This window comes from Bartonella harrusi (assembly GCF_024297065.1).
GTDB classification, from domain to species: Bacteria; Pseudomonadota; Alphaproteobacteria; order Rhizobiales; family Rhizobiaceae; genus Bartonella; species Bartonella harrusi.
This window is the reverse complement of record NZ_CP101114.1, coordinates 717,878-731,651: the sequence shown is the minus strand read 5'-3', so window position 1 is coordinate 731,651 and position 13,774 is coordinate 717,878. Positions and strand designations below refer to the sequence as shown.

General features: G+C 36.5%; 9 protein-coding genes, 1 tRNA gene and 4 pseudogenes. 4 read left to right on the top strand and 10 right to left on the bottom strand.

Annotation, left to right across the window (positions count from 1 at the left end):
• Positions 1–20 precede the first annotated feature (20 nt).
• The gene (gene argS, locus NMK50_RS03335; protein ID WP_254770868.1) at positions 21–1,778 is read left to right on the top strand and encodes an arginine--tRNA ligase; all 1,758 of its coding nucleotides are present in this window, start codon (positions 21–23) and stop codon (positions 1,776–1,778) included.
• Between the two features lie 174 nt (positions 1,779–1,952).
• A complete protein-coding gene (locus NMK50_RS03330; protein WP_254770867.1) occupies positions 1,953–4,484 on the top strand; it encodes an SPOR domain-containing protein in 2,532 nt (843 codons plus the stop codon).
• 137 nt (positions 4,485–4,621) lie between these two features.
• On the opposite strand, the gene NMK50_RS03325 is transcribed toward NMK50_RS03330, so the two are convergent.
• Complete coding sequence (locus tag NMK50_RS03325; protein ID WP_254770866.1) at positions 4,622–4,915, bottom strand: hypothetical protein; 294 nt, start codon at positions 4,913–4,915, stop codon at positions 4,622–4,624.
• A gap of 294 nt (positions 4,916–5,209) precedes the next feature.
• On the opposite strand from NMK50_RS03325, the gene NMK50_RS03320 reads away from it, so the two are divergent.
• Positions 5,210–6,316 carry a branched-chain amino acid aminotransferase gene (locus tag NMK50_RS03320; protein WP_254770865.1) on the top strand — a complete coding sequence of 369 codons (1,107 nt, stop codon included), beginning with the start codon at positions 5,210–5,212 and terminating at the stop codon, positions 6,314–6,316.
• A gap of 125 nt (positions 6,317–6,441) precedes the next feature.
• Here the strand turns inward: NMK50_RS03320 and glpX are convergent, their stop codons facing one another.
• The gene (glpX, locus tag NMK50_RS03315; RefSeq protein ID WP_254770864.1) at positions 6,442–7,431 is read right to left on the bottom strand and encodes a class II fructose-bisphosphatase; all 990 of its coding nucleotides are present in this window, start codon (positions 7,429–7,431) and stop codon (positions 6,442–6,444) included.
• Between the two features lie 148 nt (positions 7,432–7,579).
• A complete protein-coding gene (locus NMK50_RS03310; RefSeq protein ID WP_254770863.1) occupies positions 7,580–8,890 on the bottom strand; it encodes a homoserine dehydrogenase in 1,311 nt (436 codons plus the stop codon).
• 1,600 nt (positions 8,891–10,490) lie between these two features.
• Here NMK50_RS03310 and NMK50_RS03305 point away from each other — a divergent pair.
• A tRNA-Glu gene (locus NMK50_RS03305) sits at positions 10,491–10,565 on the top strand.
• A 164-nt stretch (positions 10,566–10,729) separates the two neighbouring features.
• On the opposite strand, the pseudogene NMK50_RS03300 reads toward NMK50_RS03305, so the two are convergent.
• From NMK50_RS03300 to NMK50_RS03265, 7 genes and pseudogenes are all read right to left on the bottom strand, one after another.
• A pseudogene (locus tag NMK50_RS03300) lies at positions 10,730–11,046 on the bottom strand (XRE family transcriptional regulator).
• A 65-nt stretch (positions 11,047–11,111) separates the two neighbouring features.
• A pseudogene (locus NMK50_RS03295) lies at positions 11,112–11,861 on the bottom strand (DNA adenine methylase).
• Between the two features lie 107 nt (positions 11,862–11,968).
• Positions 11,969–12,199, bottom strand: a complete 231-nt coding sequence (locus tag NMK50_RS03290; RefSeq protein WP_254770862.1) for a hypothetical protein — start codon at positions 12,197–12,199, stop codon at positions 11,969–11,971.
• Positions 12,200–12,304: 105 nt separating this feature from the next.
• Positions 12,305–12,531: pseudogene (locus tag NMK50_RS03280) on the bottom strand (hypothetical protein).
• A pseudogene (locus NMK50_RS03275) lies at positions 12,528–12,916 on the bottom strand (glycoside hydrolase family protein); the annotation flags it as partial. The pseudogenes NMK50_RS03275 and NMK50_RS03280, both read right to left, overlap by 4 nt.
• Positions 12,858–13,067: a hypothetical protein gene (locus tag NMK50_RS03270; protein WP_254771256.1), complete on the bottom strand. Its 210-nt coding sequence runs from the start codon at positions 13,065–13,067 to the stop codon at positions 12,858–12,860. The pseudogene NMK50_RS03275 and the gene NMK50_RS03270, both read right to left, overlap by 59 nt.
• Before the next feature lie 2 nt (positions 13,068–13,069).
• Positions 13,070–13,729, bottom strand: coding sequence for a hypothetical protein (locus NMK50_RS03265; RefSeq protein WP_254771171.1), 660 nt, complete (start codon positions 13,727–13,729; stop codon positions 13,070–13,072).
• Positions 13,730–13,774 lie beyond the last annotated feature (45 nt).

Below are 13,774 nucleotides of genomic sequence, written 5' to 3'. Positions count from 1 at the left end.
ATATATGATGGAAGCGCGATATGAATGTCTTTAAAAGCTTCGAGAATAAAATTAAAAAAACACTCGAATTATCTACTATAAAAGGAAAGAATGGGGAAGTTTTAGACTTATCAAAAATCACTGTTGATCCTCCACGTGATTCCTTCCATGGTCATTTATCAACCAATGCTGCTATGGTGCTTGCAAAATCTATAGGGCTTAATCCACGTGTGCTTGCAGAAAAAATCATAGAACTTCTCCAAAATGATCCTTCTATCGACTACATTGATGTGGCCGGTCCTGGATTTATCAACATAAAGCTTACGAGACAATTTTGGCAAGATGCAATAAAATCCATACTTGAATTAGGCGCCTCTTATGGTCGTATTCCAATCGGACAAGGAAAACGCATCAATGTTGAGTATGTATCAGCAAATCCAACAGGGCCAATGCATGTGGGACATTGCCGTGGAGCTGTCGTTGGAGATGTTCTCTCTAATTTGTTACAATTTGTTGGCTACGACATTACAAAAGAATATTACATCAATGATGCTGGTCAACAAATCGAAGTACTGGCTCACTCTGTATTATTACGCTATCGCGAAGCTCTTGGACAAAAAATCAATGCAATTCCAGAAGGGCTCTATCCTGGTGAATATTTAATACCGTTGGGACAATCACTTGCCCAAGAGTTTGGTGACCAATTACTCACTATGGGCCAAAATGAAGCTCTCTCTATCGTAAAAGAACGTGCAATTCATGCCATGATGTCAATGATTCGCGAAGATTTAGCTGCCCTTAATATTTATCATGATATCTTTTTCTCTGAGCGAATGCTTTATGCAGATAATGCGCGTGCTATTCGTAATACAATCAATGCACTCACCTTAAATGGCTATATTTACAAAGGCCAACTTCCTCCACCAAAAGGGCAAAATAGAGAAGACTGGGAACCAAGTGAACAAACTTTATTTCGCTCAACAAATGCAGGAGACGACCAAGACCGTGTTTTAGTAAAGTCTGATGGTTCTTACACTTATTTTGCTGCGGATGTTGCTTATTTTCATGATAAATTCAATCGTCATTTTGATGAAATGATTTATATTCTCGGTGCTGACCATGCTGGTTATGTAAAGCGGCTAGAAGCGATGGCAAAAGCAGTTTCTGGTGATAAAGCAGAATTAAGTGTCTTTTTATGTCAACTGGTGAAGCTTTTTCGCAATGGTCAACCTGTACGTATGTCGAAAAGAGCAGGATCGTTTGTTACACTGCGTGATGTTGTAGAAGAAGTCGGCCGCGATCCCGTGCGTTTTATGATGCTCTACCGTAAATGTGAAGCACCTCTTGATTTTGACTTTGCCAAAGTAACAGAACAATCAAAAGATAACCCCATTTTTTACGTACAATACGCACATGCACGTTGTCATTCCGTTTTTCGTCAAGCACAAGAAACCCTTCATATTGAAAAGCTTTCCAACGATACAATGATCGCGCATCTTAACCGATTAACCGATGATAATGAAATATTCTTAATACGCAAACTTTCTGAATATCCCCGTATCATTGAACAAGCAGTGATCCATAAAGAACCCCATCGATTAGCTTTTTATCTCTATGACCTTGCTTCCAGCTTTCATATACATTGGAATAAAGGAAGCGATAATCTCAATTTACGTTTCATTCAACCTAACGATAAAGAACTATCCCTCGCTAGATTAGGGTTGATACAAGCTGTCATAAACGTTTTATCATCAGGACTTACAATTGTAGGAGTCAAAGCACCAATAGAAATGCGTTGAAAAAGTTCTATAAATACATAAAATAAGTACCGTATTGCTAAACTTTTTCATATATTCTTATTGCAGGAGGGGGAAATTTACAATTTTAAAAGATAATAAATCAAATTTAAAAGATAATAAATCAAAATTAACCATTTATTGCACGCAAATGCAGATCATTATGTGAGAAAAGCTATGAGCGATAACGATCGCAAAAATCCGCACGAAACAAGACACGATCATGAACATCATGATCCTTTAGGTAGACTTACGCGAATTTTTAATCCAAATAAACAAAACGGAAATCAAAATGATCACTCTTCCTTACAGACTGATCAATCAGCATCTCATCTCCCTAAATCTGCATCCTCTCCACCGCCATCTCATGATGATGATTTTGATTTGTCTTTTCTAGAAGCAGAGCTTGAAAATAATCTAACGAATAACTTGCCTCTTGATAATCAAAGGAGACAATGGGGCAACCGTGAAACAAACTCAGATACTTTGTCAAAAACTTCCTTAAATCGTTTAGAACAAAACAAGTTTTTGCCTGAAGAGCGGCACTATACAGCTATTAATCATGATGAAGAGCAAATTTTAGACGCACTTTCTCCCTTACCCATCCAAAAGAATCAAACACCTCCAAAGAGAACGATACCAACCCGTACGGATCCTTCTTTTGGAAAAAGTGGTTTTAATGAACGATCAGAAAATTTCTTTTTTGATGAATTGGATAAACACGACAATATCAAAGAAACGACCACACAATCGGCGGAACAAACGCACCATTTGCCACAAACAGCCTCGCAACAAAAAGAGGGTTCAAAGATACAACAAAATCATGAGAGTAATCAAAACTTCTACAGTACTCCTGTGAATCATCCCTATAAAATTTCTGCTGATCAAGAAATTTGGGCGACAGAATATTACTCTGATCTTTCCCACTCCTCCAAAGAGACCAACACATTTTCCTCATCCTCTGATCTTGTTTCAGAAAGACAGGACACTGCAAGAAATGAAAGAGTAACTGACTTTCCATTACCTTTGGATTCAACACAAGTCAACAAACAGTCTGAGCGAGAAGGTTTTTCACAAAAGCGCCATACCACTGATTATCCTCAATTTTATGAAGAAGAATTCTCTAAGCAAGAAACTTATGCTGAAACCACTCAAGAATATCATAATATTCAAACACCATACATCAACAGCGCTGAAAATATTTCTGAGCAAAACAATGAAAAAGAGAAAACATATAGTCAAAACAATTTAAATCATATCCACTCCTCATCGGAGACGCCTCATACAGGACAAAAAGAGCGTTTTTTTGCTCATAACTCTACAGATAGGGACTCTCCCCCTCCCAATGTCAATACTTATAAATTTGCAGAAGAAATTGTAGAAAAAACGGGACCAATTATGGTTCCTGAAGTTCCATATGAAGCTCCAGAATATGATGTGCCAACCGATGATTTAAAAGAAGAATTTGCTGATGTACTCAATGTAGGAAATGTTTCAGCAGACGATTTTTCACGCCACCAACAACACAGTGATGTTTTCAATGAAATCTTTCATCAAACTATGGAAAATCCAAAAGAAAATATACACATAAACTCCCAAAATCAAAATACCAACTATTCCCCTACAGACAATGTGGAATATCATTCTTCCTCTTTTACAGCAGATCCATTATACAGAGGGACAGATGAAATCTCCACGCATGCATCAAACACTTCTCCCTTAAAAAATTTTATTTTTGGTAAGAATCTTACTAAAAGTGTTGTTCTTCTTACTTTAATAGCCGTTGGTTTTTTTAGTTATTTTCATTTTTTTGTGCCATCACAAAAGAATGAAAATGCCCCCATCATCCGTGCTGATGATACACCTTTTAAATTCAAGCAAGAAACAACGGAAAAAAAGAATGATGTTGCACATAATTTAGATATTTATAAACAAACAACTGAAGAAAGTGAAAAACAAGAAAATACACAACAATCGCTTATTGATAGTTCTGAACAACCTGAAGATTTAACGGAATTAGACCAACAAGAAGCGACAAGTCTTTCCTCCTCTTCTCTTAATCAATCTGCTGTTGAAGATGCCGTGACTGAAGCTATTAATCACACCATTCCAACACGAGAAGTACAAACTGTTATTGTAAACCAAGACGGCACAGTTGTACTAGCGCCCAAACAGCATACAGAAGAAAAACCGACGGATGAACAAGAAGAAAAAATTGATCAAATTGCTGATAATCAACCTCAAGATTCTTCTGCTCTTTCTGTAGATGAATCCAATATAAACAACGAAGAAACAGAACAGACTTTTACAAGTGATATTGATAAAGTAATAGCTGAGAACACTTCTTTTTCTAATATTGAAGGAAAAGTTATACCACTTCCTTCACATCCAGAAAGAAACGCAGAACAACAAAAACATGTTGATTCTCGTCCGCCATCATCAAGCCACGTAACCACACAAAATTCAGAAAATTATTACGTACAACTTGCATCCCAACCAACTCATGCATTGGCAACTATTTCTTTGAAAAACATAAAACTCAGATTCGGCTTCCTCATTGGTGATCGGCCTTTAAATATTCAATCTGCTCTCATACCAGAAAAAGGAACCTATTATCGTGTTCGCATACAAACACACAATCGGAATGATGCCATAAATCTTTGTGAAGACATAAAAAATTCTGGAGGAAGTTGCTTCATCACACGCTAAGTAGAATCATGCAGCACCTTTTCAAAGCCACTGCATGATTGATTTCGATAATTTAATTCGTCTCAATTGTTTAAGCTTATATATTTCAAAGATTTATATTTTAATCTCTGCTTCATCCGATTTTTTTATCTAAAGAGTTATTCATGAAATAAAGAGGGCGTTGTGTGTTTATAAGTATCAGGTATTTGGGATGTCGAATTTAGATCTTTTTTAGGACCTGTTATCGTTTGATTTGATTGTGTAGCATTATGGTGGGATATATGTTCAGGGGATTTTTCAAAAAAAGATCCTAAAAAACCAAAAACAAACCAAATAATAAAAACTCCAAGAAGAATAGCAAGAATACCTCTACCAATTGAATTAAGCTGTTCACGCTCTTTTTTTTCATCAGCTATACGTTTCTCATATGTGTGGTAATTTCTATCAATCATAGTGAATTCCTTTTTCAATTTCCCTACCTAAGTTACAAAATATACATAAACATAGACGAAATTATTTAGGTATTTGTTTTGAAAAACGCTCAATATCCCTAAAAGTTCCAGATTATTTAAAAGAAAAAAGAATATGAAAAAAAAAAGATTTCTCAATAGTCTTGGATAATTAATTCTATAATAAAGCATTGACACAACTGTTTTGCTAATAATAAAGTTATAATGAAGGTATTTCATTATTTTTATAATAAAAAACATGTCACAACAAAGCATCTTCTAAAAGGTTTTAATTTTATGAAAATTTCTACATCACTGCTTCCGTTTAAAATAGAAAAACATCCCTCTCCTTTATCAGACGAGAACCGTGAGGAAATTCTAAAAAATCCCGGCTTTGGTCAATTTTTTACAGATCATATGTGTACCATACAATGGACTGAAGAGAAAGGTTGGCATAACGCTGTTATTTCTCAACACAAAGCTTTAGAGATTAATCCAGCAAGCACTGTTTTGCATTATGGGCAAGAGATTTTTGAAGGTTTAAAAGCCTATCACGCAAAAGATGGGCGCATCTTGTTATTCCGCCCTGAAGCCAATGCACAGCGTTTGATAGAATCGGCAAAGCGTTTGGCTATGCCAGAATTGCCACAGGGTATTTTCTTAGAAGCCGTTAATCAATTGGTAAAAATTGATCAAAAATGGGTTTCAGACCTTCCAAATGCGAGCCTCTACATACGTCCATTCATGTTTGGTAATGAAGCCTTTTTAGGTGTTCGCGCTTCTCAAGAATATCTTTTTTGTATCATAGCATCTCCCGTCGAATCCTATTTTAAAGGAGAAGAAAAGTCTATTAGCGTATGGATCGAAACAGATTATAGTCGTGCCGGTCCAGGAGGCACAGGCGCAGCCAAATGTGGTGGCAACTATGCAGCAAGCTTACTAGCACAAAATAGCGCAGCACAAAATAATTGTAGCCAAGTACTTTTCCTTGATATGGTTGAACATAAATGGATTGAAGAACTCGGCGGTATGAATGTTTTCTTTATTATGGCAAATAATACACTTGTAACACCTGCACTTAACGGCACTATCCTTCCAGGAATAACACGTCACTCAATTTTACAATTGGCGCAACAAATGGGATTAAAGATAGAAGAACGCCCCTATTCTTTTGAATCTCTCAAAAAAGATGCACAAAATGGTTGCCTTAAGGAAGTCTTTGCTTGTGGTACAGCAGCTGTTATTACATCAATTGGACGTTTTAAATACAAAGATGGTGAGTTTACTATCGGAAATGAAATAATTGGTGAGATTACAAAGCAATTTCGCACACAGCTTGTTAACCTTCAAAAAGGCAATATAGAAGATAAAAATGGCTGGGTACATTCTGTCCCACTCTCATAACAGAAAACAATTCTTCAACATACCGTCAATCCTTCCATAAAGGTACCTTTTAGAGCTTTTATGGAAAGACACCTTCCAAAAAAACAATTTTCTTTCACTTTTTAAGTGTTACATGGAAAAAAACATTAATCAAATTTTGTACAATCCCTATGCTGCGCTTTAATATGACGAATTGTACCGGTATGTGAACGCATTACAAGCGTTTCCGTTTGAATATAACGAGAGGTAAATTTAACACCAGAAAGCATACTACCATCGGTTACACCTGTTGCAGAAAACAGCACATCACCCTTTGCCATTTCTTCCATTGTATAAACTTTATGAGGGTTATCGATCCCCATTTTGGCTGCACGTGCAATTTTTTCTTCTGTATCAAGCTGCAAACGTCCTTGTATCTGCCCACCAATACAACGCAAAGCTGCTGCCGCTAATACGCCCTCTGGTGCTCCACCAATCCCCATATATATATCAACACCCGTTTCATCTGGATCAGTTGTATCGATAACGGCCGCAACATCTCCATCGCCAATTAAACGAATTGATGCCCCTGTTGCTCGTACTTCCTCAATTAATTTCTTGTGGCGCGATCGATCCATAATACAAACAGTCACCTGATTCACAGCAACACCCTTAGCTTTTGCAAGGGCGTGAATATTATCAGCCGGCAAAGCATCTATATCGACAACTCCTTCAGGATAACCAGGTCCAACAGCAATTTTTTGCATATAAACATCAGGAGCGTAAAGCAAATTACCCTTTTCAGCAATTGCAATAACAGCAAGGGAATTAGCAAGATTTTTGGCACAAATTGTTGTTCCCTCGAGTGGATCAAGTGCAATATCAATCGCTAACCCATTTTTTTGAAGACCTACTTTTTCTCCAATATAAAGCATAGGAGCTTCATCGCGTTCCCCTTCACCAATCACGACTGTACCATCAATGGGCAATCGATTAAGTTCCTGACGCATTGCATCTACCGCAGCTTGATCAGCGGCTTTTTCATCACCACGACCGCGCCATCGTGCAGCTGCAACGGCAGCACGTTCAGTGACACGGACCAATTCAAGTGTTAAAATACGATCAAGTCCATTTAAATTCTTCTGAATTGTGGGCATATAAAAATCCTACCAAATGAGTACTAACAAAAGCATGAGCATTTATTGCAAAGCATTAAGAAGTAAGCTTTTAGCAAAGACAAGAACTTTCCACAAAAGAAAAATATTCAAGTCTATCGTTTTGTCATTATAAAACAAATTATCCATTCTATGCCATAGGTTCGATACGAATGAATTGAGATTTTGCAACAAGATGACCACCTTTTTCAATTGCTGCAAGCGCTTGTCGTACATTAACCTCTGTTGTTTCATGGGTTATTAAAATAATTGTTTTTACAATCTGACTGTCTACGAAAGGTCTTTGAACAATTGACTCTAATGAAATATAATTATCAGCCATATGCTGTGCAACTGCGGCAAAAACACCAGCACGATCATGAACATTCAAACGAATGAAATAACCACCAGCATGATGGGAAATACGCGCTCTTTTATGAGGAGAAAGTTCCAATGCTGGACTTCTGAAAACAGGTGCATATTGAAAACCGTGACGCACTTTCGCTATGTCAACCAAATCACCAATAACCGCTGATGCTGTTGCCACCCCTCCAGCTCCAGGACCAGAAAACAGCAATTCCCCTAATAAATCACTTTGAATAGAAAGAGCGTTTGTTACACCATGAATCTGTGCAATCATTGATGACGTCGGTACCATTGTTGGATGAACACGTTGCTCGATTCCAGAATCGGTCTTTAATGCAACCCCTAAAAGCTTAATCCGATACCCCAATTCATCAGCCGCACGGATATCAATTTGCGAAATATTGCTAATTCCTTCAACATAAACATCATCTAACGAAACTGCAGTTCCAAATGCCAAACTTGTCAATAAAGCTAATTTATGAGCAGTATCATTTCCCCCAATATCAAAAGCTGGATCAGCTTCAGCATAACCAAGTCTCTGTGCGTCTGCCAAACAATCTTCAAATGAAAGTCCTTCCGCAAACATGCGTGTTAATATATAGTTGCAAGTTCCATTGAGAATACCATAAATCCGCGATATATAGCTTCCAGCAAGTGATTCTCGTATCGCTTTTATAACAGGAATTCCTCCAGCAATAGCCGCTTCAAAATGAAGAAAAACACCTTTTTTTTCTGCAATGACAGCAAGTGTTACTCCATGTCGAGCAAGCAGTGCTTTATTAGCAGTAACAACATGATGTCCTCTCTCAAGCGCTTTCTTTACAGCTTCATACACAACATCTAATTCGCCACCAATTAATTCAACAAAAACATCAATCTCATCAGACACAGCCATATCTACAGGTGAATCGAACCATTTCACATCACTCAAATCAATGCCACGATTACGGCTTTTATCACGTGCACTAACCGCAACAATTTTAATTGGTCGCCCACATTGGCAAGCTAAACTACTCGCCTTTTCTTGTAGAACTCTCATCACTGAGCTACCAACAGTACCCAGCCCCGCAATGCCAACCTTTAAAGCTTCTGCCATTATCTAACTACTCATCCCTATCTTCTTTTGAAAAATATTTAAATGATGCGAAAATCAATCAATATGATGCTTATAAATAAAGATCATTTAAAAAACTCCCCCATTCTATTCAACCCATTTTTCCGCTAAGACAACAATACTACGCATTTAAATTTCTAAAACAAAATATTTCTTTTTTCCAAAGAGTAATAGCCTTAATAAAAACAACTGCTTTAGGTATTGAAGACTGAATATATCCATGAAAAATTTTCAATCATAAATTCTGCATTGCTTTGTATAGATCTTCTAAACAATAGCAACATAAAGAAACATTGTTTCTAAAAGAAAGCATCACAATCCATTTTATAGTAATACAAAGCTCTCTATAACCTCAACAAAATTTTATATACATAAAAATTATAAATCTCTCATTTTCAATAAAAAAACTTATTGGCCGATAGATTGAAAAAAATATATAAGCTAAATTATTACAGGTATTTTTACTAGAAATCTTTCAAATTTACAGATGCAAACGATCATCAAAAAACGGCAATTAAAAACTTAAAAATCACATATAAAGCTTCTCTTCCAGTCTCACAAATATTGAACAAACAACATTCCTTCAGATAAATTTAAGGTAACTAAGAAAACAATCTAATGAGAGAAAACGATATATCTCTTCCTGTTGTTGTGCTTTGTAAGCTATAATAGAAATATCTTCTCCTTAAATAGGAAATTTATTATCTCTCACATATGTACCAATATTTTACATCAAAACAAAAATCATAAGTTTTAATTTATAGACAACATCATCATGAAATATTGCGCAATATCAATATAATGTAACGGTAGCTTTTATAAATCTAAACTATTTTACATCAATGCATCATTGATAGTCAGAGTTTTAATACATTACAATTAAGCGTACCCACTTATCGACATGTATAAAAACTCTCAAACAGAGTATTGTTTCATACATAGTGGAAGAGAAAAGAACAAAATTTCATTTTTTCCAAAGTTTTTTATTCAACAACATAAAACTAAAAATGAAAAAAATAGTAATTAACTTCCGTTTTTCTATAAAGATGATTCAACACTTTTTACCTATGGTATGCGTTTTCTTTCATTGAATTAAATAAAATGAATCTACAATCCTCTGTAAAGATAAGTTTTACATCATTCGTATCATTTTTAAGCTTATAATCACTCTTCTCAACAAACAGCGCAGTGTATTAAATTTTGCAGTGATTTGTAATTTTCTCAAAAATCTCAATAGCAGCTCTCTTCGTAGAAAATTTTTGAACAAATAAAGTGCTAAAGAGTATATCCCCAAAAACACCAGTATATTCAGAATACTGATTTTATTATTTTGATTTCTCCCTCAAAATGAATCAGTACAAAAAATATCATTCAACGGATGTAGTGCCAAAAAACTTTTTATCAACTATAACAATTATTCTTCCTATTTTTTTTACGAACAACTCCAAAAAATAAAAAAATCTAGCTAAAAGTGAAAGAAACATATACAAAATAATTCAATAAAAAGTGTTTTTTTTCAAAAAAATCACACAGAGGGCTTGCGAAGTAAAAAGATCCTCTCTATAAGCCTCATCATTGGTTTGCGCCCATCGTCTAGCGGTTAGGACGCCGCCCTTTCACGGCGGAAACAGGGGTTCGATTCCCCTTGGGCGCACCACATCCTTTTTTATATAAATAACTCATTGATTTTCGATATGTTTTTTAGGGTTCGGGATGTGTGAATAAAGGTTAGGGAATAGAATTTTGAATTACGCCTCCACAACAGATGCATCTTCTCTTTTTTTCTTCCCTAAGCATTTCTAATAATGTCCTAAAAGCTTCTCAATCCTGTTGTGAAAAACTATTCAACATTCTCACAAACATGCCGGTGATTTCACACCTCAACTGATCAGACGGCTTGATCGTAAAACTATGACGACAAACATCAGTTTCTTGCCTTAAACGTTCTGCTCTGCCTCTTGATCTAAAGCGTAAAGCTCTATGATTTTTTCTTCCATGCCAACTGGTACAGATTTTTTGCCAATTTCTACTGATGATAAAAATGAGACAGAGATGTCTAATCTCTCTACCATATCTATAAGACGTTCAGAATGATCAATGCGAAGTTTGCATAAGCTTTTACCAAAGGGGGTAACCATCTAAAAATCCTATTAATAAAATAAATATTTGCTCTGATTCTAGCAAAAACTTTTAGATTTTTCTCTTAATTATTGCGAATCAACAGTTCTTTTCGGGGCCTTTTTTTAGAAAAACCAGATGCTCTAAGTGTTTCCATTTCTAAAAAATCAAAATCTTTGAAGATTTCACGTACCTCCTGACAATCATTGAGACTTAAGACAAACTTACCTGCTATAGTCTTAAGAATGCGCGACATCTCAACAAAGTCATCTTCTCTAAAATTACCAGAGGAATAATAATCACCCTTCAGATAATAAGGAGGGTCTAAATAAAACAAACTGTCTGGTGCATCAAAAATTTTAACAACACGCTCCCATGAAAAGTTTAATATCGTTGTATCAACAAGCTTGCGTCTAACTCGCCTCATCCGTTCTAAAAATTTATCGGGATTAAAACTCGTCGGTTTTTTTCTTCCAAAGCCAAAAGTACTATAATCTTTTTTGCCATACATGACACATCATTGAAGAAATAAAAAGCGCGCCGCTCTTTCAACTGGAGACAAACCAACAGGATTAACTTTAGCTAGATCAAAAAATAACTGTCTTGAACAAACAAACCACTCTAATTGCTTGGCTAAATCATAAAAATGATTTTGAACACATTGAAACAGATCTGTAATCTCTCCATTCAAATCATTGAGAACCGAATATTTTGCGGGGCACTTGTTAAAAAAAATAACACCAGAACCTAAAAAAGGTTCAACATAACTTTCATGTTCGATACTATTTAAAATAGGTACAATTTTACGACGTAAATAGTGTTTCCCCCCATCCATGTAAAAAGCGTTTGTGTAAAACTTTCTTCTTTCATAACAAAATACAATCCTTGAAGCTTTTACAAGCCTGATCATTGTTTTAAATTTTTAGAAGAACTTTGGAGTGTCTAACTTTTGCTTATCCATCTTTTGAGGTGTGTGAAGATATTGTCGAGCGCATCCATAAGGCGAGCAAAATCGATAACAAACATAAAGACAATCAACGCAATCCACTTCATAAAGCGTGACATCATCTTCACACCCTGATAGGTGGTGATCATCTCATGAAGAAGCTGTCGTCCTCTCTCTGTAAGGTCTTGCTCTTCACTCTTGTGCTTTCTGTTCATCTTTCCAACCACATAAATGGGCTCATGCTTGTAATATCTCTTGCTAAATTGGCACTGATCACACCAACATCCTGCTGGTTCAAATAAATCGGCAACTAACCACCACAACTCTCAATCCTATTCGCTGCGCACCCAACGAGAAAGCTCACGGCGCACATCACCATCACTCTTCTGATTAACTTCATTTCCAACCTCAAGACGCGTTTTCACTTGCTTTAAAGCTTCCTCTGTTTGCTTGTGCTGTTCGCTTTTCTTGCCTAAATGAAACGCTTTCGCTAAAGCCATAAAAAAACGGCTAAAACCGCTGTAAACATCAAGTGATATTTCTTGAAATGAACAATCATAGCCGTTGCTCCCGAAACCGTTTGGCGACAAACACAAAACCAACACAAGCTACTAAAACCATAAGATCGGCTAAAAAGCCCATTGAATGGAACCATTGCCTGCTAAGGAGCCCCCAAGACCAGAGCAAGAGCCTATAATCGTTGCTAAGGCTTTTATTTTAAGTGCCCCCGTTGCCTCCTTCACTTGAACTCTTTGATAGTTAGAAGAAACATAAAACCCTCGAGCCCATAATCCCGCTTCAGCAGCGCGCCGATTGGCTAAACCTTTTAGAACTTTTCCTCCAGTGTTATTCCATTTTTGCAATTCAAAAGAAACAGACGCATAATCACCCTGATTCAGTCTTTTTAACAAAGTCGAGTTGTAAAAAGCCCGCGTGCCTACATTCTAGCAAAGCTTTTCCTACCTCAGTAAAGTTTGCTCCTGGCTTCTTCCACCCTGCTACTTCTCCGGAAGGAGATTTGTCGATGTTTTCAATGTCACATCCAGTGATACTTAATAGAATGAGCACACTCAATAATCTTAAGGTTTGTTTCATTTTTAGCTCCCTGTTCTCGTCGAATGAACTTTTTTAAAATCAAATGAACCATAATTATCTTTACACTCAGGACTTGCATCACCATAACACCTATGGGTACTGGGGTTGAAACCCGCTAATGCTCCCCCTCCCTCTCTCACTACAATTGCTGGTGGAATTGCTGGTGGATATAAATAATATAGTCTGAAAGGTATCCCATAAGCCGTAGGCCAATTGTAACCAACAACCGTACTAATAGGGTCTAATAAATGGCCTTGTGTGTAGACATAATTTTTTTTGCCATAGCTTATCTCATCTACTGTATTTGCTATCGATTGATTGTGAGCAGCCGCTCCAAAAAGATAGAAGTCTGTTTTCTTAGCTACACCGTAGACACCATGCTTTTTAAAATTATTTACTCCATTGCTTACTGTTAGGGTACCGCGGCTATGCGCACTGACAATCGCCCCCTCATTGCCATATTGCTTCACAAAATTTTGGAACTTCTTGCTTGAATTACTCCATCCCCCAAAATACTCATAAATCGCTACTCCTACCTCTACGATCATGTCTTCAGCTTTTGGGAAAACTGTAAAATAAAGTGGCTCATGATCATTATCAGCTAACTGGACCGCATTACGCGCTGCCTCATCTGGTGTGTTAAAAATGCCATTGTAGAACATATGCACTTTGCCATCAGCGCCTTTCTGTAAATGTTGCTTCTCCTC

Bases quoted from the DNA above. Each gene is read 5' to 3' on its own strand.
- argS (WP_254770868.1), top strand. From the start codon at position 21: ATGAATGTCTTTAAAAGCTTCGAGAATAAAATTAAAAAAACACTCGAA.
- NMK50_RS03330 (WP_254770867.1), top strand. From the start codon at position 1,953: ATGAGCGATAACGATCGCAAAAATCCGCACGAAACAAGACACGATCAT.
- NMK50_RS03325 (WP_254770866.1), bottom strand. From the start codon at position 4,915: ATGATTGATAGAAATTACCACACATATGAGAAACGTATAGCTGATGAA.
- NMK50_RS03320 (WP_254770865.1), top strand. From the start codon at position 5,210: ATGAAAATTTCTACATCACTGCTTCCGTTTAAAATAGAAAAACATCCC.
- glpX (WP_254770864.1), bottom strand. From the start codon at position 7,431: ATGCCCACAATTCAGAAGAATTTAAATGGACTTGATCGTATTTTAACA.
- NMK50_RS03310 (WP_254770863.1), bottom strand. From the start codon at position 8,890: ATGGCAGAAGCTTTAAAGGTTGGCATTGCGGGGCTGGGTACTGTTGGT.
- NMK50_RS03270 (WP_254771256.1), bottom strand. From the start codon at position 13,067: ATGAAACAAACCTTAAGATTATTGAGTGTGCTCATTCTATTAAGTATC.
- NMK50_RS03265 (WP_254771171.1), bottom strand. From the start codon at position 13,729: ATGTTCTACAATGGCATTTTTAACACACCAGATGAGGCAGCGCGTAAT.